This is a genomic window from Microbacterium commune, assembly GCF_014836945.1.
Lineage (GTDB): Bacteria > Actinomycetota > Actinomycetes > Actinomycetales > Microbacteriaceae > Microbacterium > Microbacterium commune.
This window is the reverse complement of the sequence record NZ_JACSPX010000001.1, coordinates 922,782-945,392: the sequence shown is the minus strand read 5'-3', so window position 1 is coordinate 945,392 and position 22,611 is coordinate 922,782. Positions and strand designations below refer to the sequence as shown.

Here is a 22,611-nt window from a genome sequence, read left to right as displayed (position 1 = left end):
GTGACGCGGGGCGGACCAGTTGTGAATCCGGGGGAAACGCATGAAGGCACTGTCGTGGGTGCGGTCTCGGCCGAAGGCCGCAGCATCCGTGGCCGGTGTGGTGATCGGCGCGGTGGCGCTGACGACCATGGCTGTGGCGTACGACGGGCTGCCCACGACGAAAGTCGATCTCAACGATGCCGGCGTCTGGCTCACCAAGTCGTCGAGTTTCCTCGTGGGGCACTTCAACCACGAATCCACGGTGCTCGACGGCGGAATGCGCGCCGCCAGCGAGGACTACGACATCCTGCAGGACGGCGGCACGGTGCTGGTGGCCGACGAGGGCGCCGGCACGCTCACCGCGGTCGACCCGGCGCGGATGGCGCTGAGCGACAGCGCGTCGGTGCCTGGCAGCGCCAAGGTCGCGCTCGGCGCCAAGACCGTCGCGATCCTCGACCAGAAATCCGGCGATCTGTGGGTGACCGCGGCGAAGGCGCTGTCGGGCTTCGACATCAAGGCGGCCGACCCGACCGCCGAGCTGGGCAAGGGCGCCGATGTGACAGTCGGGCGTGACGGCACCGTCTTCGCCCTGTCTGGTGAGCGCGGCGAGGTCGTCGAGGTCCCGGTCGACCCGGACGGGCTGCCCCAGGAGCCGACGTCCCAGTCGGTCGGCGAGATCGACGTCAGCAAGACGCCGAGCATCACCGCCGTGGGCTCGACGCCGGTCGTGCTCGACGCGGCGGCCGGCATCCTGACCACACCTGGCGGGTTCCGCACCGAGATCGATCAGGCCGCCGACGCCGTGCTGCAGCAGGCATCCGCGCAGTCCGACGCCGTCGCCCTCGCCACGCCCACCGCGCTTGTGCAGGTGCCGCTCGACGGCGGCGAGCCGGTCGAGACCCCGGCCGACGGCACCGGCACCCCGGCCGTCCCCGTGCAGCTGCGCGGCTGCACCTACGGTGCGTGGGCGATCTCGGCGACCTTCATCCGGGACTGCTCCGGCGATTCCCTGGATGTGAAGGAGACGATCCCCGGAGCGGAGGATGCCGGATCGCTGACGTTCCGCGTCAACCGCGACGTCATCGTGCTCAACGACATCGTCGGCGGCGCCGCGTGGCTGGCGAACAAGAGCCTGCAGCGCGTCGACGACTGGAGCGTGCTGGTGCCGCCGGAGGGCGACAGCGAAGACGACGAGAACACCTCCCAGGAGACGGTCGAGACCTCGCTCCCCGACCGCAAGGAGGAGAACACCCCTCCCACCGCGGAGGACGACCCCGATCTCGGTGTGCGTCCCGGCGGCACGACCCTGCTGCCCGTGCTCGACAACGACAACGACCCCGACGGCGATGTGCTCGTCGCCTCTCTCGTGGGCAAGCAGCCGTCGGTGGGCGAGGTGCGTCCGATCCTCAACGGCGCGGCCCTGCAGATCTCCGTCCCCGACGACGCGACGGGAACCGCGTCGTTCGAGTACGAGATCGAGGACGGCCGTGGCGGCAAGGACACCGCGATCGTCACGCTCTCGGTGCATGACGAGAAGACCAACGGCGCACCGCGGCCGAAGCGAGCCAGCAAGCTCGCCGTCGAAGTCGGCGGCACCGTCTCGTACAACGTGCTGCCCGACTGGAGCGACCCCGACGGCGATGATCTGTATCTGAGCGGCGTGGTGGCGGCCGACGGCGACGAGGTCGAGTTCACCACCGACGGCAAGATCACCTACCGCGCCGTGGCCAGCCTGCAGGGGCGCAAGGAGATCACCGTTCTGGTGTCGGATGCCATGGGCAAGGGCACCGAAGGCAGGATCCTGCTCGACGTCAAACCGGAGGGGTCGACGAACCCGGTCACCAATGCCGACCACGTGGTCACCCGCGTGGGGGAGTCGGTGACCGTGTCGCCGCTGGCGAACGACACGAGCTCGGGTCGGGAGCAGCTTCGCCTGGCCCGCGTCGAAGACACCCCGGGCGCCGAGATCGACCGCGACTACGCCAACCGCAAGTTCTCGTTCAAGGCGCAGGCGGCCGGCACCTACTACGTGCAGTATCTGGCCACGGCGGGCCCCAAGCCGGCGAAGGGCATCGTGCGGGTCGATGTGCTCGACAAGCAGCAGAGCGAGCTGCCGCCCGTGGCGGTGCGCGACGTCGCCATGCTCCCCAGCGGCAGCGAGGCGCTCGTGGGCGTGCTGGGCAACGACAGCGATCCAGCCGGCGGCGTGCTGGTCGTGCAGTCCGTCACCGTTCCGCCCAGCAGCGGACTGAACGTCTCGGTCCTCAATCACGAGACGCTGCGGATCAGCGATCAGGGCGGTCTCGAGGAGCCGGTGCGCGTCACCTACCGGATCTCGAACGGCAGCGGTTCGGCGGAGGCCGACGTGGTCGTCATCCCGATTCCCGCACCGACCAAGCTGCTCGCCCCGGTCGCCAAGGACGACGAGGCCGTCGTGCGCGCCGGTGACGTCGTGACGATCCCGGTGCTCGACAACGACGTCCACCCCAGCGGTGACAAGCTGCACGTCGCTCCCGACCTGGTCGAGCCGCTGGTCGAACCGGAAGACGGCGAGGCCTTCGTCTCCCAGGACACCGTGCGCTTCCGGGCGAGTGAGAATCCGGGCACGGTCTACATCACCTACGAAGCCGTGGACTCCCGAGGCCAGAAGGCCGGGGCGTACATCGCCGTGCAGGTGCTGCCGGTCGATGAGGACGGCACCAACGCGGCACCGCGCCCACGCGACCTGACGGCCCGCACCCTGGCGGGGTCGAAGATCAACATCCCGGTGCCGCTCGACGGGCTCGATGCCGACGGCGACTCGGTCGAGCTGATCGGCGTGGACAGCGCACCGCTCAAGGGCCGCATCGTCGAGCAGGGCGCGAACTATCTGACCTACGAGGCGTACGACGACGCGAAGGGCGTCGACACCCTGAGCTACCGTGTCCGCGATCGCCTCGGCGCGGAGGGTCGGGCGACCATCCGCGTGGGCATCGCTCCTCCGGAGGCGACCAACCAGGCGCCGTACGCGGTGAACGACTCGGTCGTGGTGCGTCCCGGCCGCTCCGTCGCCGTACCCGTCCTCGCGAACGACTCCGACCCCGAGGGCGATCAGATCGGTCTCGTCAAGTCGGGCTTGACGCTGCCCCCCGACGTGGAGGGCATGTCGGCGAAGATCTCCGGTGACCGGGTCGTCATCGTCGTGCCGGACAGGGCGCTGGAGACCTCGCTGCAGTACACGATCAGTGATGCGAAGGGCGCGCGCACGACCGCCGCGATCTTCGTGAAGGTCGATGAGGACGTCCCGCTGATGAACCCGATCGCGCGCGACGACCGCGTGCAGGTCGAGGACGTCGAGGAGGATCTGACCGTCGATCTCGACATCCTCCGCAACGACGAGGATCCCGACGGCACCATCGAAGGCGTCGACGTGACGCTGGAGGACGGCGCGCGGATGCTCGACGACGGCAAGGTCCGCGTGACCGTGGGCGAGCAGCGCCAGCTGATCCGCTACGTGATCACCGACCAGGACGAGCTCAGCTCGTCGGCGTTCATCTTCGTACCCGCGCTGAGTGAGCTGCGTCCGCGGCTGAAGTCGACCAAGCCGCTCGAGGTGAAGAGCGGCGAGACCAAGGAGATCCCGCTCGACAAGTACGTCGTCGTCGCGGGCGGCGGCACGGTGCGTCTGACCGAGGCCTCCAAGGTGAGCGCCTCGTTCACGAACGGCGACTCGCTGATCAAAGACACCACGACCCTGGTGTACACCTCGAAGGACCGCTTCTTCGGCGAGGACGCGCTGACGTTCGAGGTGACCGACGGAGAAGGGCCGGACGACCCGAGCGGGCGCAAGTCCACGCTGACGATCCCCATCACCGTGCTGCCGCCCGACAACCAGCCGCCGACGCTGGGCAGCGCCGAGATGCAGATCGCACCCGGCGAGAAGGCGACCGCGCTCGACCTGTCGGGCCTTGCGACGGATCCCGATCCGAAGGATGCGGGCAAGCTGCGCTTCTCGGTGACGTCGAAGCCGGGCAAGGGCATCGATGCGCGCATCGACGGCACCACGCTGTATGCCGAGACGGGGTCCGACACGCCCAAGGGCACGACGGCCACGGTCGGCATCAGCGTGACCGACGGCACCACCGAGCCCGTGCAGGGCACGGTGCAGGTGGCGGTGACGGCGTCGACCCGCTCGCTCGCCGTGGCGAGCCCCGACTCGGTCGACGAAGCCGACCAGGGCGAGACGATCACCGTGCCCGCGCTGGCCAACGACATCAACCCGTTCCAGGCCGAGGGCAAGGCGCTCAAGATCCTCTCGGCGACCGTCGAGAGCGGTGAGGGGCGAGCGAAGGTCGCCGGCGAGGGCGTCGAGATCACGTCGAGCAAGTCATTCGTCGGCGTGATGGTGGTGCGATACCGCGTTCAAGACGCCACCAAGGACCCCGACCGCGAAGTCGACGGCCGCATCACGGTGACCGTGCAGGGCATCCCCGACGCACCCGGACGGCCGACGGTGACGACGGTCGAGGACCGCACCGTCGTGCTCAACTGGTCGGCGCCCTCGAACAACGGCGCCGAGATCAGCGGGTACACCGTGAAGTCGGTCTCGGGCAACCCGTACACGAAGGCGTGCGCATCGACGACGTGCACGCTCGACGGGCTCACCAACAACGTCGAGTACACCTTCGCGGTGACCGCGACGAACCGCGTCGGCGAGGGCCCGGCGTCACCGGCATCCGACATCGCCCGTCCTGACACCCGCCCCGACACGCCCCTGCCGCCGAAGCTGAAGTTCGGCGACCGCGCGCTCGACGTGACGTGGACGACGCCGACGTCGAGCGGGTCGCCGGTGGAGTCGTACACCCTCGAGATCTCGCCCACCCCGCCTTCGGGGATGGGACAGAAGACCGGCGTCACCGGCACCTCCCTGCGCTGGGAGGGGCTCGAGAACGGCACGAGCTACAGCGTGCGCATCCAGGCGCACAACCGGGCGCCCGACCCCTCCGGCTGGAGCATCTACTCGGCGGCCGAGATCCCCGCCGGCCCGCCGGCGGCCGTCGCGGCGCCCAGCGTGAGCAGCGCTCCGTCGGTCGGCTCCGAGGCGCAGATGACCGTCAGCTGGGCCCAGCCCGACACGAACGGCGCCCCGATCGAGCAGTACGAGCTCGTGACCTACCGCGGTGGTGCCGAGGTGTCGCGGACGACGACGGGCACGGCAACGTCGCAGACCGTGCGGGTGCCCACGAGCACGGCCGATTACACGTACGCCGTGCGAGCGAAGAACAAGGCACCGCAGTGGGGCCAGCTGGGGCCGCAGTCGGCTCCGCAGCGCGCGTTCGGCCAGCCGGGTGCACCGTCGAGCGTCAGCGCGACGCCGAAGGACCGGGCGATCGCGGTCACCTTCACCATGACGGAGGCCGCCCGCAACGGCGCCTCCGAGGGGGAGATGCGCTACCAGTACCAGCTCAACTCGCAGGCGTGGCAGGCCTGGGACGGGCGCTCGAACATCCCCGCGAACAACGGCACCCCCTACACGGTGCGGGTGCGTGCCTACTCGGTGGTCGGCGGGCAGCAGTCCAACACCGGGCCGTCCACCGCGTCGAACTCCGTGACCCCGTTCGGGGCGCCGTTCGCGCCGACCGGATCCGCGAGAGCATCGGGTGACCGGTCGGTCGAGGTCACCTGGAACGCCGGGGGATCGGACAACGGCCGACCCATCACCACGTACATCAGCGTGGACGGCGGCGGCTGGCAGCAGGTCGCCACGAGCGGCAGCAGGATCGTCGGCAACACGTACAGCACGCAGCACACCATCAGGGTGCGAGCGACCGCGTCCGAGGGCGGCTCCGCGGAATCGCCCACCTACAGCGCGACCTCCGGTCCGAAGCCGGACACCACGCCGAAGGCATGGCTTTCTGCGGGCTCCGTGGTGCCCGGATGCACCGCGGTCGGCGGCGGGGCATGTCACTACTTCAAGGTGTCGACCAACCAGTACTTCAAGGGCGGCAGCTACAACATCGAGTGCCGTGTCAGCGGCAGGCTCCTCGGCAACAACGCCGGCTTCCCCGTCGACATCCCCTCCGGTGGCAGCAAGCAGCTGCAGTGCTACTCGGGATACTCCAACGACAAGCAGCTCGTCATCAAGGGCGGCAACCCGGGCAACGCCTACGGCACGTTCTACTGACGGACCAGAACCTCGCCCGCCCAGACCTCGACACGACGCACGAACAGAAGGACACCGACGCATGAGCATGACCCCCGAACAGGCTGCCTGGTTCCAAGGCACCTTCCACCGCCTCGTCGAGAACGTCGACAAGGCACTGCAGGGCAAGAGCGAGGTCGTCGGTCTCGTCATCGCCGCGATGCTCGCCGAAGGGCACGTGCTGCTCGAGGACGCGCCCGGCACCGGCAAGACCAGCCTCGCGAAGGCCCTGGCGGCCACGGTGCAGGGCACCAGCTCGCGCATCCAGTTCACGCCCGACCTGCTGCCGTCCGATGTCACCGGCGTGACGATCTACGACCAGCGTGAGCACCGCTTCGAGTTCCACAGGGGCCCGATCTTCGCGTCCATCGTGCTGGCCGACGAGATCAACCGCGCCTCGCCCAAGACCCAGTCGGCGCTGCTCGAGGTGATGGAGGAGTCCCGGGTCACCGTCGACGGCGTGACCCACGAGGCCGGGCGACCGTTCCTCGTCATCGCCACCCAGAACCCGATCGAGCAGGCCGGAACGTACAAGCTGCCCGAGGCTCAGCTCGACCGCTTCCTGATCAAGACGTCGATCGGATACCCCGACCTGGAGGTCGCCGAGCGGATCCTCGCCGGAGCCTCGCAGCGAAACCCGTCGGCCGGGCTGGCCGCGGTGATCACCACGAGTGCGGTGGCCGACATGGCCGACCTGGGCGCGAGCGTGCACGTCGAGCCTGCGGTGCTGCGCTACACGGCCGAGCTCGCCGAGGCGACCCGCGCCGATTCCGCCATCCGTCTGGGCGTGTCGGTGCGCGGTGCGATCGCGATGATCCGCATCGCGAAGGTGTGGGCCGCGGCGCACGGCCGGCACTACGTCCTGCCCGACGACATCAAGGCGCTCGCCCGTCCCGTCTGGCAGCACCGTCTGCTGCTCGACGCCGAGGCCGAGTTCGCGGGCACGACCGCCGAGAGCGTGATCGGCCGGGTGCTCGAGAACGTCGCAGCGCCGCAGGCCCGCGCCGCGGTCTGATGTCGCAGGCGACGGTGGCGGAGGGGAGGGCCTCCGCAGAGCAGCAGGCGGGCTGGCGCGATGTCGCCGCCGTGCTCGGCGGACGCGCGCTGGGGCACCTTGAGACGGCCGCACGCGTCGTGCGTCCGCTCGGATGGATGCTGATGGCACTCACCGTGCTGTTCTGGATCGTCGGTGCCGTGCAGGGCTGGCGCGAGCTCGTCGTCGCCGCCTGGGTGATGGCGTTCCTGCTCGTGATCTGCGCGCTCTTCCTCATCGGCCGCACGCAGTACGACGTGTCGCTCGACCTGGCTCGCACCCGGGTCGTGGTGGGGGAGCGCGCGATCGGCGCGTTGAAGCTCGAGAACCGCGGCACGCGAGCGATCCTCCCGTCGCGTGTGGTGCTGCCGGTCGGCGCCGGCCGGGGAGAGTTCTCGATCCAGCGCCTCGCCGCCGGTCAGAGCGCCGAGGAGCTGTTCGCCATCCCCACGCAGCGCCGCGGTGTTGTCGAAGTCGGGCCGGTGAGCGTCGTGCGCGGCGACCCCCTGGGGGTGTTCGAACGCGCCCACCGACGCGACGACCCCGTCGATCTGTTCGTGCATCCCCGCACCGTGCGGTTCGGCGGCCAGTCGCTCGGCTTCCTGCGTGATCTCGAGGGCCTTCCCGCCACGGATCTCTCGCGAGATGACGTGTCGTTCCACGCGCTGCTCGAGTACCAGCCGGGCGACGACCTGCGTCACGTGCACTGGCGCTCGACGGCGCGCACCGGCACCATGATGGTGCGTCAGTTCGAGGAGACGCGCCGGTCGCACTTCGTGATCGGTCTGTCCCGCTCGCGCGGCGACTACCGCGACGACGACGAGTTCGAGCTCGGCATCTCGATCGCCGGCTCCATCGGGCTGCGCGCGCTGCAGGACTCGCAGCGCGTCGACGTGCGCGTGCAGGGCCGCGAACTGGCATCCGGCACCGGCAAGCAGCTGCTCGACTCGCTCTCGGCCGTCGAGCAGTCCAAGGCACGTGAGGGTGGTATCGCCGAGCTGGCCGGCGTGGTCTCGGCCACGATGCCGCTGGCCAGCGTCGTCGTGCTCGTGTGCGGGGATGCCGTCGACGTCGAGGATCTGCGCCGAGCCTGCGCTCGGCTGCCGTTCGGTGCGCGTGCGCTCGCCGTCGTCGCCCGCTCGGGGCTCGACCGACCCGAGCTGCGCCGCATCGGCGAAGCGGATGTCGTGACCGTCGGCGCCCTCGACCAGCTCCCCGCCGCACTGCAGAGGGTTCTCGCATGACCGCTCCGATGACCACCTCGTCCCGCCTGCGCCGCGGCTGGATTCTCGACCTCGTCGCCGTCGGGATGCTGCTGATCGCCGCGCTCATCGGCTTCTGGACCACGTTCGCCGGGCCGAGCTTCCTGCTCGCCGCCGTCGGAGGGGTCGTCCTCGGGCTCGCCGTCGCCGCCGTGTGCGCATGGCGCGGGTGGGGAATCCTGATCATCACCGGCGCGACCGTCGCGGTCTACTTCGTCTTCGGCGGTGCGCTCGCGCTGCCGCACACGGCGCTGCTCGGCGTGATCCCCACGATCGACACCCTGGTCGGGCTGGCGACGGGAGTGATCACGTCGTGGAAGCAGCTGCTGACCACCGTGGCGCCGGTCTCGGCCGCAGACGGCCACCTGCTCGTGCCCTTCCTGATCGGCCTCGTGGCGAGCGTGGTCGCGGCGTCGCTCGCGCTGCGGCTGCGTCATCTCGCCTGGTCGCTGCTGCCGATCGTCGCCGCGCTGTTCCTGGTGATCGCGCTGGGCGTGCCGACAGCGGCCTTCCCGCTCGTGCAGGGGATCGCGATCGCGGCGGTCGCCGCCGGCTGGCTGTCGCTGCGCTCCTGGTGGGCGCCGCAGTCGTCGGCGGTCAACGTCAGCGAGGCGGACCCGGCTCGCGCGAGGCACATGCGCACCCGCAGGCTCGTCGGCGGTCTTGCGGTCGTCGCGGTCGCAGCCGGCGCCGGTGCCGGAGTGAATGCGATCGCCGCGGATTCCGCACCGCGGCACGTGTTCCGCGACGCGATCATCCCCCCGTTCAACATCCGCGACTACGCGAGCCCGATGCAGGGCTTCCGCAAGACGGTCCGAGACCAGAAGACCAAGACGCTGTTCACGGTGACCGGGCTGCCGGAAGACGCACGCGTGCGTCTGGCGGCGATGGACGGCTGGGACGGCGTGGTCTACAACGTGACCGACGGCGGCCCCGGATCATCCAGCGCCTTCCTTCCCCTGCGCAGCGACATGGCGACCGGTGTCGAGGGCGTGCCCGCGCGGCTGCGTTTCGAGATCGCCGACTACTCCGGGGTGTGGCTGCCGGGCACCACGGTCGTCGACGACGTCACGTTCGACGGCCCGCGTGCGGATGAGCTGCGCCGCAGTGCGTACAGCAACACCGCGACCGACACGACGGTCGTCACCGCAGGCCTGAAGAAGGGCGACGCGTACACCGTCGACGCGATCATCGCGCCGAAGGTCGGCGACGAGCAGCTCAAAGACGCGCCGTTCGCGAACATCAAGCAGAAGGTCTCGTCGTACTCGCCCGAGGACCTCTCGGCGACGGCGGCCGACATCGTGACCGACGCCGAGACGCCCATCGAGCAGGCCAGGGCCCTCGAGACGTATTTCGCCGAGGGCGGGTTCTTCAGTCACGGTCTCGAGGGCGAGGTGCTCTCGCGCGCAGGACACACCGCCGAGCGGATCAGCACTCTGCTCGGGGGAGATCAGATGATCGGCGACGACGAGCAGTACGCCGTCGCCATGGCGCTGGCCGCGCAGGAGGTCGGGATGCCGGTGCGCGTCGTGATGGGCTACTACCCGGATGCCGGGCGCAGGAACGAGCCGGTCTTCGCCGCGACCGGTGACGACGTGCACGCCTGGGTCGAGATCGCGTTCGAGGGCTTCGGATGGATCCCGTTCGACCCCACGCCTCCCGAGGACAAGGTCCCACAGGACCAGAACACGAAGCCGCGCGTCGATCCCAAGCCGCAGGTGCTGCAGCCGCCGCCCCCGCCGCAGGAGCCGGTGGATCTGCCGCCGACGGTGCCCGACGACCGCAAGGCGGAGGACGAGAGCCTGAACGTGCTCGGCATCATCGGCCTGATCCTCGCGATCGCGGGGATCTCGCTCGGCGTGCTGCTGCTGCTCGCATCGCCATTCATCGTGATCGGTGCGTGGAAGGCGGCGAGACGCCGCGCCCGCCGCAACGCGCAGCGCCATTCCGACCGGATCAGCGGCGGCTGGGACGAGCTGACCGATCGCGCGATCGATCACGGTGCGCGCATCCCCCCGGGCGGCACCCGTGTCGAAGAGGCCGGTGTGGTGGCATCCGTCCTCCCTCTGCCCGCGGCCACGACGCTGGCCGAGCGCGCGGACGGCCAGGTCTTCGGGCCGGGCGAGCCGACCGCCGAGGAGGTCGAGGCGTTCTGGCGCGAGGTCGACGAGGCGGTGAACGGCATGCGCAGCGCGACCACCTTCTGGGGGCGGATGAAGGCGCGGCTCAGCGTGCGCTCGCTGACCGGGAACGGCAGTGTGAGCGAACGCGTCCAGGAGCTCAGGGACGCCGCGGCCGCCCGCGTGCGCCGTGAACCTGGCAACATCGACAAGAACAGCCCGACGGCCGAGAGCGAGACCCCATGACGATGATTCCCCCCGGCGACGTCGCGCCGATCTCGCGACGGGTCATCGCCTACATCATCGATGCGCTGATCGCCGCCGTGCTGCCGATGCTCGCCCTGGTCATCACGGTGACCATGACGGTCGGCGCGCTGCGAGACCCCGAGTCGGCCGCCGGCGCGATGGTCTCCGTGGCGGTGGTGTCGGGCGTGTTCGGCCTGCTGATCCTCGCCTGGTTCGTGATCTACACGCTCATGCAGACCGGACGCGGGTCGATCGGCATGCGCGCGCAGCGCATCCGGCTCGTCCGCGCGGCCGACCTCGCGCCCGTGACCTTCTGGCGTGCGCTCCTGCGCAACGTCGTCTTCGCCGTGACGGGTGCGTTCGTGGTCGGGATGTTCTCGCCGCTCTTCGACGGATCCGGCCGCTATCAGGGCTGGCATGACAAGGTCGGCGGGGCCGTGATGCTGGATGCTGCGGCCGTGCCCGCACGCGACGCCGCGGCCGACGCCTCGACGGCCACCGCGCTCCCCTCGCCGCCGAGGCCACCGGCGGCCGACGCACGCGCCGGTGTCGCGACACCCCCCGCGCCCGCGGCGCCGAGCGCTGCGCCGCGTCCGGATGCCGTCGACGAGACGGTCGTGCCGACCAGGACCTCCCCGGCGGCTGCGGCGGATGAGGCACCCGACCAGACGGTCGCGGCTCCGCGTCCCGGCGCCGATGTGCCGGGCGACCCGCTGATCTCGTTCGTCCCCGGGGTGACGCAGCACGGCGGGTCCGCGACGTCTGCAGCCCCGGCGGTTCCGCCCCAGGCTCCGACGATCTCCACCCCGGCCGCGCCCCCTGCCCCAGCTGCGCAGGCCGCTCCGGCCACCGCCCACGCCGACGACGACGTCGAGTCGACGCGGATCAGCATCCCGGGTCACCGCCTCGTGTTCACCTGGGACGACGGGCAGCGCGTGACGGTGGCCGGGCGCACCGTGTTCGGGCGCAACCCCGAGCAGGAGCCGGGCGCGGTGGTCATCTCCGTGCGCGACGAGACCCTGTCGCTGTCGAAGACGCACTTCGAGGCGGCCTCCGCGCCGTCCGGCGGCTGGATCATGGACCGGCAGTCGACCAACGGCACCGTGGTCGTGCGCGAAGGCGTGCGCATCGCATGCCCGCCAGGACAGCGTGTGCCGCTGCGCCTGGGCGACGCCGTCGAGATCGGCGACCGCATCCTCACGATCGGCGGCTTCGCATGACCGCGCCCGTGCTCGTCTACTCCGGCGCGGCGACCCACACCGGGCGGCGCCGCGCGCTCAACGAGGACGCGCAGCTGGCATCCGCACCGGTCTTCATCGTCGCCGACGGGATGGGCGGTCACGAGGCGGGAGAGCGCGCGAGCGCCGCGGTCGTCGACGAGTTCGCGACCCTCGTGGGCCGTGAGGCGCTCAGCCTCGACGACGTCCGCCAGACGCTGGCCAGGGCACGCGAGGTCGTCGAGCACCTCGCGACGTCCGGCGAGTCGCGTGCGGGCACCACCCTCAGCGGCGTCGTCATCTCGTCGGTAGACGGGCTGGGCTACTGGCTCGCGGTCAACATCGGCGACTCGCGCACGTACCGGCTCGCCGACGGCGAGATGGAGCGCATCACGGTCGACCACTCGGTGATCCAGGAGCTCCTGGACTCGGGTGAGCTGAGTCCCGAAGACGCACCGCACGACTCCCGGCGCAACATCATCACGCGTGCGATCGGCGCCGGCAGCACGGGCGACGCCGACTTCTGGCTGTTCCCCGCCGAGCAGGGCGACCGGATGCTCATCTGCACCGACGGCCTGACATCCGAGATCGGCGAAGCGCGCATCCGTGAGGTGCTGCAGAGCGAACCCGATCCGCAGCGTGCGGCCGCGCAGCTCACCGCCGAGGCGGTGCAAGCGGGCGGCCGCGACAACGTCACCGTCGTGGTCGTGGATGCCGTCTCGGTCGCCTCACGGCCGGGAACCATCGTGCTCTCGGACGTCGACGACGACACCAGACCGCGGGAATCGTTGAATGGAGGGGTTCGATGAACCAGTTCGCGTACCGACCCGGCAGCTGGCAGGTGATCGCGGAGCAGCACGGAATGATCGCCGTTCCGGGCGACACTCCGGTCGAGAGGGTCGCCGCCCTGTCCGGGCTCATGCACGACGGCGCACCCCAGCTGACCGAGGTCATCGACGTCCTCACGGGTGGCAGGATCGCGTCGCTCGGCTCGTTCGTCGTCGCCCTGCTCGGGGACGGCTTCGCGCGTCTCGCCGTGCGCGGCGACGTCACGGTGACCGTGGCCGGCACGGAGGGCGACGAGGTCGTCTCCGGGGCCGAGATCAGCACCTGGACCGAGCGGTACATCACCGACCCGCGTTCCTTCCTCGTGTCGCTCGAGGACGGCCAGTCGACCACGTCGCTCGTCGTGCGCTCCGGCACGGTGCTGGCGGCGTCGGTCGCGTTCCCCGGCGACGACCTGCCCGCAGCGGAGGGGCGTGCCGGCGTGCAGACGGCAGCGGCAGCGCCGGCCGAGGTGAGTGCTCCGGTCGTCACGCCGCCGGCGGATGCGGAACCCGTCGAGGCGACGCCGGCCGACAGCGTGACGCCGCCGGCTGACGCGGCGGCTGACCCCGCAGAAGCACCGGATGCGCAGCCTGATCTCGCACCGGCTGATCTCGCGCCGGCGGCCGAGGCCGACGCGACGGCAGGGGAGGCGGACGTCCGAGACCCGGAGCACGCCGATCCAGTGCAGACCGAGGCGATGCCCGTGACTGCCGCACCGGATGCTCCCGCCGTCGACGCAGGATTCCCGACCCTCGTCCCCGCCGAGTACACCTTCGCGCCCGCGCCGCCGTCTTCTCCAGACGACGACGTCCTCGACGCCACCGTGCATTCCGTGCCGCGGGGCCCCGCCGCCGCCCCCGATGCGCCCGCGGGCGACCACGACGGTTCAACCATCTCTCTCGCCGAACTGCGGCGCATGCGCGAGGCCGGCGAGGCGCCAGGGCAGGCCGCACGAACCGCCGGGCCCGACACGCCGACCGAGGTGCTGCCGGCCGTGGAGAACTCGGCCGTCGCCCACGGGGCCGCCCGCCTGTCGACCGGTCAGGTGGTCACGCTCGATCGCGTCGTGATCATCGGACGGCGCCCTCGCGCCACACGCGCGAGCGGCGACAGCCTGCCGCATCTCGTGGCTGTCGACAGCCCACAGCAGGACATCTCGCGCAGCCACCTCGAGATCCGCCCCGAGGGCGATTCCGTCGTGGTCATCGATCTGCACACCACGAACGGCTCGACGCTGCTGCGCCCCGGTGCCGACCCCGTGCGCCTGCACCCCGGCGAGCACACGCTCGTGCTCAGCGGAGACGTCGTCGACCTCGGCGACGGGGTCACCGTCACCTTCGAGGGACTCACATGAATCGCACGCCGTCGCCTCCGCCGCAGCTGCCCGGCTTCACGTACCTGCAGCCGCTGGGAGCGGGCGGGTTCGCCGACGTCTTCCTGTACGAGCAGGAGATGCCGCGCCGCAAGGTGGCGGTCAAGGTGCTGCTCGCCGATCGCATCACCACGGGGGCGGCCCAGGAGTTCACCGACGAGGCGAACGTCATGGCCATGCTGTCGACCCACCCGGCGATCGTCACGATCTACCAGGCGGGGGTCGCCGGTGACGGCCGGCCGTACCTCGTGATGGAGTACTGCCCGCGACCGAACCTGCAGGCGCGTGCGCGTCGCGAGCCGTTCTCGGTCGCCGAAGCGCTGCGCGTCGGCATCCAGGTCGCCGGAGCCGTCGAGACCGCGCACCGGGCCGGGGTGCTGCATCGCGACATCAAGCCGGCGAACATCCTCGTCACCGAGTACAACCGGCCCGCGCTCACCGACTTCGGGATCGCGTCGACCGCCGGCGCCGTCACCGAGGCTGCGGGCATGTCGATCCCGTGGTCGCCGCCGGAGTCGTTCGCCGAGCCGCCGCGCAGCGGACCGCGCACCGACGTGTACGCGCTCGGCGCCACGGTGTACACGCTGCTCGCCGGCCGCTCGCCGTTCGAGCGTCCGGGCGAGCGCAACACGAGCGCCGACCTCATCGAGCGCATCGAGCGGATGGCTCTTCCCGTGCTCGCGCGCGCCGATTCGCCGGGCAGCCTGCAGGCGACCCTTGCGCGCTCGATGGCGAAGAACCCCGACGATCGCTATCCGAGCGCGGTGGCCTTCGCGCGGGCGCTGCAGAAGGTGCAGATCGAACTCGCGCACTCCGTCACCCCCATCGACATCGTCGACGAGCATCCCTCCGCCGACGAGATGCGCGACGATGACGACGGCCTCACCCGCGTGCGGGAGGTGCAGTCGATCAGCCCGGACAGCCCCGCGGCGACCCGCCCGTCGGCGGCGACTGAGCCGCGGCTCGCCGGCGGAGGCATGATCGGGGTGCCCCGATTCGACACCCCCGCGCCGCAGGAGTCCGCAGAGCACACCGTGCGGAGGACATCGGCACCTGCGGCACCCGCACCGCCCATGGACGATGACGAGCCCACCCTGCTGCGGCCGCCGACCGTCCTCTCGCCCAGTGCGCCCGGCACGCCGAGTGCCGCGAGCATCCCCCCTCAGGCGCCCGCGGACACGGCAGCGGCGGCGTCCGCCGCAGAGAAGCTCCCCACGGGCCGGCATCGCGTGGCACCGTGGCTGTGGGCCGCGGCGGTCGCCCTCGTCGTCGTGATCGGCGGCGGCATCTGGCTGGGCGGCAGCCTCAGCACGGCGGCGCGGTCCACGGCTGCGCCGGTCGATGGCGAGGAACCCGCCCCGCAGGACGTCATCTCGGGCATCGTCCCCCCGGTCGACGATGTCACCGGCACCCGCAGCGGCGACACGGTGACCTTCACGTGGAGCAACCCCAGCCCGGAAGAGGGCGACTCGTACATCTGGGCCGAGGTGACGCTCGACGGCACCCTCCAGGCGCAGACCACGGAGAAGACGACCGTGACCCTCGACGGGCCGCACCCCGGCCGCACGTGCATCGACGTCAGCCTGGTCCGTGCTGATGGCCGGTCCGCGCAGGAAGTGAGAGGGTGCGTCGGATGACCGCTGTCACCGTGGAGTTCGCAGGAGAATACTTCCCCGTCGACACCTCGACGTCGTTCACCGTGGGCAGGGAGGGCGATCTCGAACTCGACGACAACCTCTTCCTGCACCGTCACTTCCTCGAGATCGCGCACGACGACGGTCTGTGGTGGCTCACGAACATCGGCAGCCGCCTCTCGGCGACCGTGACGGACTCGGCCGGCGGCGTGCAGGCCTGGCTGGCACCCGGCGCCCGTCTGCCGCTGGTGTTCGAGCGGACGACGATCGTCTTCACCGCCGGACCGACCACCTACGAGATGACCGTGCACTCCGCCGAGCCGCCGTTCCGCGCGGTGCGCCGCGAGGCCGAGGGCGACGGCGTCTCGACGATCGGCGCGGTGCCGCTGACCGAGAGTCAGAAGCTGCTCATCCTCGCCCTCGCCGAGCCGCAGCTGCGCCGCGACGGAACCGGGATGAGCGAGATCCCCAGCTCGGCCAAGGCGGCGCAGCGCCTGGGCTGGACGGTCACGCGCTTCAATCGCAAGCTCGACAACGTGTGCGACAAGCTCGACCGGATCGGTGTGCCCGGCATGCGCGGCGGTCAGCGCAGCTTCGCCACGAACCGGCGCGCGCGGCTCGTGGAGCACGCGATCGCCTCACGACTGGTGACGCGAGAGGACCTCGCCATGCTGGACGCGCCCCAGAGCGAACCCGAAGGAGAGCTGGATTGATCTGGGAGATCGACGACGGCGAGAAGCAGATCGAGGGCCTCGACGCCACCGGGCACCCCGACCCCGGATACGCTGCATCCCTCGGCCTGCTGCCCGCGCCTTTCGGGCGTCGGACGATGGCGACCCTGGCGGAGCTGCTCGTGCTCGCGCTGTTCGCCCTGCCGGCGATGCTGGTGGCGACGCCGGCGCTCGCCGAGATCCTCAGCGGGGCCGGTGATGCGGGCGCGATGCTGGCCGACGGGGCACTGGTGTGGCCGATCGTCACCCTCGCCGTCGGCAACGTGCTCGCCACCGTGTTCATCGTGGTGCAGCTCGTGCTGCTCGGGCGGAAGGGAGTGACGGCGGGCAAGGCCGTCTTCGGCCTGCGTACGGTCAACGTCCGCACCCTGGAACGCCCCGGCTTCTGGCGCGGCGCGGTCGTGCGCTACCTGGTGCTGTCGCTGTCGTTCCTGCTTCCGCTGCTCGGGCCGCTGCTCGTGGTGGCGCTGTCGCCCTTCTTCGACTCCGAACGCCGCGGCCGCAGCTGGCTCGACCAGGCGGGTGCGACGTGGATGGTCGACGTGCGCCGCGGGCTCAACCCGTACGACGTGAAGCGCATGCGCATCGCCCGCAAGTCGGTGCGGATCACCGAGCACGCGAGCGGGCCCGCGCTTCCCTCCCTTGCCACCCCGGTCGAGCGAGACGCTCCAGCCCAGTACACCCCGTCGGGACGGCTGTCGGGCGGCGTGATCGGCGCCCACCGCAGGATGTCGCCGCCCCAGCCCGGCGCGCCCGGCGCGCCCGTCGCGCCGTCCGCGCCGACAGCCACGCCCGTCGCGCCGGCAGCCGCGACGCCGTTCGCGCCCGCCGTCGCGCCGACCGGAATGGTGGATGCCGTGCCGCCGCCCCTCGTGGCCGGCCAGCTGCTCGACTCCTTCGCCCCGAGTCCTGCGGCGCCGACGCCGCCGAGCGCGGCCGGCTCCGATGAGCCGGCACCGAGTCCCGCGGCGGCTGCGCCCGCGGCATCCGCAGCCGGCGGGGTTCCCGCGGTGCGCGCGGTGCTGCGTCTCGACGACGGAAGCCGCGTCGAGGTGCGCGGTGCCACGCTGCTCGGCCGCGCCCCGGCTCCGGTCGCGGGGGAGGGTGCCATGCAGCTCGTCGCCGTGGCGGACGACACCCGATCCGTGTCGAAGACCCATCTCGCGATCCTCCCGTCTCGACGAGGAGTCCTCGTCGTCGACCGAGGATCCACGAACGGCAGCGCCGTCGTCCGCGACGGCTCCGACCTGACCCTGACCCCCGGCGATCCGGTGCCCGTGCAGGCCGGCGACGTGGTCCGCTTCGGCGACCGCACGCTGACCATCGAGCGGGCTTGACAGTCGACAACCAGGAGAACCGATGAGAATCAAGCTGACGCTGCGGCGCCCGGGTGTCCCCCTGACCGACATCGTCGTCATGGCGGACTCGACGGCCACGGTCGCCGACGTCGCCGGGCAGATCGCCGGCACCGACCCGCAGCGCTCGGTCGTGGCATCCAGCGGCGACGTGCTCAGCCTCTCGGTCGCCCCGCCCACCAGCGACGAGCTCATCACCCTCAACCCCGACCTGCTGATCGGCGACGCGCCGGTCGGCTCGGGGTTCCTCGCCGAGGTCGTCAACCTCGGCCCCAACCGCGCCGCCACGGCGATGCTGTCCAGCCGCGCGGCGGCACTGCTGACGGTCGTCTCGGGGCCGGCCGCCGGGCAGGAGTTCCCGCTGCCGGTGGGACACTTCTTCATCGGCCGCGACACCTCCAACGACGTGGTGCTCACCGACCCGCTCGTCTCGAAGCGACACGCGCGCATCGAGGTGGCATCGACCTTCGTCGAGATCGTCGACCTGAACTCCGCCAACGGCATCCTCGTCGACGGCGGGCTCGTGCAGCGGCTGAGAGTCATCCCGGGCCAGAAGTTCACGCTCGGCGACTGCGAGCTGGTCGTGCACCTGGTCAGCGACTACGACGGCTCGGCAGCCGCCGACCCCGTGCTCGAGCGCGGCGGAGCACTGCTGTTCAACCGCAGCCCGCGCGTCGAGGAGCGCTACACCGGGGCCGACCTCGACGAGCCGCGGTACCCGAAGGACCAGGTGCAGCGGCTGTTCCCGTGGCCGATGCTGATCGCCCCGATCCTGCTCGGCGCGGCGATGTTCTTCATCTTCGACAACCCGCGTTCGCTGCTGATCATGGTCATGTCGCCGATGATGATGTTCGGCAACTACATCTCGCAGAAGACCCACATCGGTCAGCGACTGCGCAAAGAGGTGGAATCGTTCGAGGAGCAGTTCGAACGCCTCGAGGAGAAGCTCTACCACGCCCAGCCGCGCGAGCGCGAGGTGCGCCAGGCGGAGGTGCCGGCCGTGGCGATCGTCTTCGACGAGTCGATGCGCCTGGGCCCCATGCTGTGGACCCGGCGCCCCGAGCACTGGAACTTCCTCGCCGTTCGCCTCGGCACCTGCGAAGACGAATCGCGCACCAAAGTCAAGCGCGCCGAGGTGCCCGAGGCGCTGGTCGAGTACGTCGAACGCGTCGACCGGCTCGAAGACCGCTACCGGATGATCAGCGACGTGCCGATCCTCGAGTCGCTGCAGAGCGTCGGCTCGATCGGCGTCGCGGGCCCCACCTCGTCGGCCAGCGACGCGCTGCGAGGCCTCGCCGTGCAGCTGTTCGGCATGCACTCGCCCAACGAGCTCGTCACCGTGGCGATCACCGAGCCGGGCTGGGCGAACGAGCTCGACTGGCTGAAGTGGCTGCCGCACACCTCGAGTGAGCGCAACCCGTTCAAGGACGTGCCGCTGGCCGACTCGGCATCGACGGGAGCCGCGCTGCTGAACGGGCTGGAAGAGCTCGTCATGCGCCGGGCGAAGGCGGCATCCGCTCCCCGCCCTCCCTACGGCGACGACTGGGACCCGACCCTCTTCGGCACCGACGTGAAGCGCGCTGCAGAGGAGGCGAGCTTCCCCGGCCAGACCGCCGTGCTCGTCATCATCACCGACGACGCACCCGTCGACCGCGCCCGGCTCACCCAGATCCTCGAACGAGGTGCCGACGTCGGTGTCTACGGGCTCTTCGTCGCGCCCGTCGTCGAGGCGCTGCCGGCCGCATGCCGCAGCTTCATCGACGTCACCGGCGGACTCGAGAACGCGCGCGTCGGCACGGTCCGCAACGGCGTCTCGTACACCGGCGTGCAGGTCGAGGGCGTGTCGCACGCGTACATGACCATGTTCGCGAAGCGCCTCGCTCCCGTCGTCGATTCGAGCACGGTCGTCGAGGACTCCTCCGACATCCCGAACTCGGTGATGTTCCTCTCGCTGGTCGGCGGCGAGGTGGCATCCGACCCGACCGCGGTCATCGACCGCTGGCGGCAGAACAACACGATCATCGACCGCTCCGGCACCCCGCAGTCGCGGCTGAAGAAGGCCGGCAACCTGCGCGCGATCATCGGGCAGTCGCAGACGGATGCCATGACCCTCGACCTGCGCACGCAGGGTCCGCACGCCCTCGTGGGCGGCACCACGGGCGCGGGGAAGAGCGAGTTCCTGCAGGCGTGGGTGCTCGGCATGGCCGCAGCGCACAGTCCCGACCGCGTCACCTTCCTGTTCGTCGACTACAAGGGCGGATCGGCGTTCGCCGACTGCGTCGACCTGCCGCACACGGTCGGCCTGGTCACAGACCTCAGCCCGCACCTCGTGCGCCGGGCGCTCACCAGCCTGCGCGCCGAGCTGCACCATCGCGAGCACCTCTTCAACCGCAAGAAGGCCAAGGACCTGCTCGAGCTCGAGAAGCGCCGCGATCCCGACACCCCGCCCGCGCTCGTGCTCGTGATCGACGAGTTCGCCGCGCTCGCCGGCGAGGTGCCCGAGTTCGTGGACGGCGTGGTCGACATCGCCCAGCGCGGCCGCTCGCTCGGCATCCACCTGATCATGGCCACGCAGCGGCCCGCCGGTGTGATCAAGGACAACCTGCGCGCCAACACGAACCTGCGCGTGGCTCTGCGGATGGCCGACGAGTCCGACTCGAAGGACGTCGTGGACGACCCGATCGCGGCATCCTTCCCGCCGTCGATCCCCGGTCGCGGCATCGCCAAGACCGGACCGGGGCGTCTCGTGCCCTTCCAGTCGGCGTACGCCGGCGGGTGGACCACCGACGAGGCGCAGGTCGCCGAGGTGAAGATCGCCGAGCTGCGTTTCGGTTCGACCCAGCTCTGGGAAGCCGAGCAGGCTCCGGAGTCCGACTCGCACGATGAGGACCTCGGTCCCACCGACCAGAAGCGCATCGTCGCGACGCTGGTGAAGGCGTCCGCGCAGGCGGGCATCCCGGCGCCGCGCCGACCCTGGCTCGACGACCTCGAGCGGGCCGTCGACCTGCGCGACCTGCCGCTGCGCGGCGACGGAGAGATCCTGCTCGGCAAGATGGACGTGCCCGCGCGGCAGCTGCAGGAGCCGACCTACTTCGTGCCCGACAGGGACGGCTCGCTGCTCGTGTACGGCACGAGCGGGTCGGGCAAGTCGACCGTGCTGCGCACCCTGGCCATCGCGGCCGGCCACGACCCGAAGAGCAGCGTCGAGGTGTACGGCCTCGACTTCGGCTCGGGGTCGCTGCGCAGCCTCGAGGTGCTGCCGCACGTCGGGTCGATCATCGCCGGCGACGACGCCGAGCGCGTGCAGCGCATCCTGCGCTCGCTCGCCCGGGTGCTCGACGACCGCGGCAAGCGGTTCAGCGCGGCGAACGCCGCCAGCCTCACCGAGTACCGCGAGATCACCGGCCGCGACGAGTCGCGCATCCTCTTCCTGATCGACGGGTTCCCGCAGTTCCGCTCCGAGTGGGAGTCGACCACCGCCCGGATGCCGTTCTACCAGACGTTCATGCGCATCCTCGGCGAGGGCCGCCCGCTGGGCGTGCACGTGGTCGCCACCGCCGATCGCTCGGGCTCGGTGCCCACGGCCGTGAGCGCGAACGTGTCGCGACGGGTGGTGCTGCGCCTGGCCGACGAGTCGGCGTACGCGATGCTGAACGCGCCCAAGGACGTGCTCGACGAGCGCTCCGCCCCGGGCCGCGCCATCATGGACGGACTGGAGACCCAGATCGCCACGCTGGGCGGCACGCCCAACGTCGCCGAGCAGACCAAGCTGCTCGAGAAGCTCGCGGCCGAGCTGCGTGCGGCCGGAGCGCGCGAGGTCGCCGAGATCGGCGCGCTGCCGACCCGGCTCTCGGTGCGCGATCTGCCCGAACGCCTGGGCGAGTTCCCTGTGCTCGGCGTCGCCGAGGACACCCTGTCGGCGCGCGACTTCGACCCCGTCGGCACGTTCGTGGTGGCGGGGCCGCCGCTGGCCGGCAAGACCAACGCGCTGAAGGCGATGATCACCTCGATGCGCCGGTTCGATCCGGAGGTCAGGCTGTTCCACTTCGGCGGACGCCGCTCGCAGCTGAAGGAGTACGCCGACTGGACCCGCAGCGCGGTGACACCCGACGACGCGAAGGAGCTGGCGAAGGAGATCACCGAGCTCATCGCGGACGACACCCTCCCGCTGCGCGTGATGATCGTGGTCGAAGACGTGCCGCAGTTCGCAGACAGCCCCGCCGAGCGTGAGATGAAGGCGCTGTTCCAGGCTGTCAACCGCAGCGACCACTTCCTCATCGGCGACGCCGACGTGACGCAGGTCACGAGCGGATTCGGCTTCATCGGCGACTTCAAGGCCGGCCGCAAGGGTGTCATCCTCAAGCCTGACTCGTTCGACGGCGACGCGGTGTTCAAGGTGCCTTTCCCCAAGGTCAAGCGCACCGACTTCCCCGAGGGTCGCGGCATCTTCGTGCAGGCCGGTCGCCAGGTCACGGTGCAGCTGCCGCTGGTCGAGGGGGATGCGCTGGCGTGAGAGAGCGGACCTTCGCGATGCGCCGTGCAAGCGCGGCCGCAGGCCGCAGGCCGCAGTGCGGCTGGTGTCGACGCCGTCCTGACGATGGGGAGTTGTCCCCATGGCTCGGTGGTGCGCGCATCTTGTAGCTTGGTGATGTC

At 70.9% G+C, this 22,611-nt stretch carries 11 protein-coding genes; all 11 read left to right on the top strand.

What is annotated here, in order from left to right; genetic code table 11:
* The first annotated feature begins 40 nt into the window (after positions 1–40).
* Positions 41–6,142, top strand: a complete 6,102-nt coding sequence (locus tag H9633_RS04345; RefSeq protein WP_191712211.1) for an Ig-like domain-containing protein — start codon at positions 41–43, stop codon at positions 6,140–6,142.
* A 61-nt stretch (positions 6,143–6,203) separates the two neighbouring features.
* Positions 6,204–7,175, top strand: coding sequence for an AAA family ATPase (locus H9633_RS04340; protein WP_071644914.1), 972 nt, complete (start codon positions 6,204–6,206; stop codon positions 7,173–7,175).
* Complete coding sequence (locus H9633_RS04335) at positions 7,175–8,437, top strand: DUF58 domain-containing protein (RefSeq protein WP_191712210.1); 1,263 nt, start codon at positions 7,175–7,177, stop codon at positions 8,435–8,437. Before H9633_RS04340 ends, H9633_RS04335 begins: the two co-directional genes overlap by 1 nt.
* On the top strand, positions 8,434–10,821 hold the full coding sequence (locus tag H9633_RS04330; RefSeq protein WP_191712209.1) for a transglutaminase domain-containing protein: 2,388 nt from the start codon (positions 8,434–8,436) through the stop codon (positions 10,819–10,821). The genes H9633_RS04335 and H9633_RS04330 overlap by 4 nt, the downstream gene beginning before the upstream one ends.
* Complete coding sequence (locus tag H9633_RS04325) at positions 10,818–12,041, top strand: RDD family protein (RefSeq protein ID WP_191712208.1); 1,224 nt, start codon at positions 10,818–10,820, stop codon at positions 12,039–12,041. Before H9633_RS04330 ends, H9633_RS04325 begins: the two co-directional genes overlap by 4 nt.
* Positions 12,038–12,847: a PP2C family protein-serine/threonine phosphatase gene (locus H9633_RS04320; protein WP_191712207.1), complete on the top strand. Its 810-nt coding sequence runs from the start codon at positions 12,038–12,040 to the stop codon at positions 12,845–12,847. The genes H9633_RS04325 and H9633_RS04320 overlap by 4 nt, the downstream gene beginning before the upstream one ends.
* Positions 12,844–14,220: an FHA domain-containing protein gene (locus H9633_RS04315; RefSeq protein WP_191712206.1), complete on the top strand. Its 1,377-nt coding sequence runs from the start codon at positions 12,844–12,846 to the stop codon at positions 14,218–14,220. Before H9633_RS04320 ends, H9633_RS04315 begins: the two co-directional genes overlap by 4 nt.
* A complete protein-coding gene (locus H9633_RS04310) occupies positions 14,217–15,875 on the top strand; it encodes a serine/threonine-protein kinase (protein WP_191712205.1) in 1,659 nt (552 codons plus the stop codon). The genes H9633_RS04315 and H9633_RS04310 overlap by 4 nt, the downstream gene beginning before the upstream one ends.
* Complete coding sequence (locus H9633_RS04305; protein ID WP_071644907.1) at positions 15,872–16,585, top strand: FHA domain-containing protein; 714 nt, start codon at positions 15,872–15,874, stop codon at positions 16,583–16,585. Before H9633_RS04310 ends, H9633_RS04305 begins: the two co-directional genes overlap by 4 nt.
* Positions 16,582–17,940, top strand: coding sequence for an RDD family protein (locus H9633_RS13125; RefSeq protein WP_191712204.1), 1,359 nt, complete (start codon positions 16,582–16,584; stop codon positions 17,938–17,940). Before H9633_RS04305 ends, H9633_RS13125 begins: the two co-directional genes overlap by 4 nt.
* 22 nt (positions 17,941–17,962) lie before the next feature.
* A complete protein-coding gene (locus H9633_RS04295) occupies positions 17,963–22,471 on the top strand; it encodes an FtsK/SpoIIIE domain-containing protein (protein ID WP_191712203.1) in 4,509 nt (1,502 codons plus the stop codon).
* Positions 22,472–22,611 lie beyond the last annotated feature (140 nt).

Excerpts from the sequence above, each read along its gene's own strand:
- H9633_RS04345 (WP_191712211.1), top strand. The coding sequence starts at position 41 with ATGAAGGCACTGTCGTGGGTGCGGTCTCGGCCGAAGGCCGCAGCATCC.
- H9633_RS04340 (WP_071644914.1), top strand. The coding sequence starts at position 6,204 with ATGAGCATGACCCCCGAACAGGCTGCCTGGTTCCAAGGCACCTTCCAC.
- H9633_RS04335 (WP_191712210.1), top strand. The coding sequence starts at position 7,175 with ATGTCGCAGGCGACGGTGGCGGAGGGGAGGGCCTCCGCAGAGCAGCAG.
- H9633_RS04330 (WP_191712209.1), top strand. The coding sequence starts at position 8,434 with ATGACCGCTCCGATGACCACCTCGTCCCGCCTGCGCCGCGGCTGGATT.
- H9633_RS04325 (WP_191712208.1), top strand. The coding sequence starts at position 10,818 with ATGACGATGATTCCCCCCGGCGACGTCGCGCCGATCTCGCGACGGGTC.
- H9633_RS04320 (WP_191712207.1), top strand. The coding sequence starts at position 12,038 with ATGACCGCGCCCGTGCTCGTCTACTCCGGCGCGGCGACCCACACCGGG.
- H9633_RS04315 (WP_191712206.1), top strand. The coding sequence starts at position 12,844 with ATGAACCAGTTCGCGTACCGACCCGGCAGCTGGCAGGTGATCGCGGAG.
- H9633_RS04310 (WP_191712205.1), top strand. The coding sequence starts at position 14,217 with ATGAATCGCACGCCGTCGCCTCCGCCGCAGCTGCCCGGCTTCACGTAC.
- H9633_RS04305 (WP_071644907.1), top strand. The coding sequence starts at position 15,872 with ATGACCGCTGTCACCGTGGAGTTCGCAGGAGAATACTTCCCCGTCGAC.
- H9633_RS04295 (WP_191712203.1), top strand. The coding sequence starts at position 17,963 with ATGAGAATCAAGCTGACGCTGCGGCGCCCGGGTGTCCCCCTGACCGAC.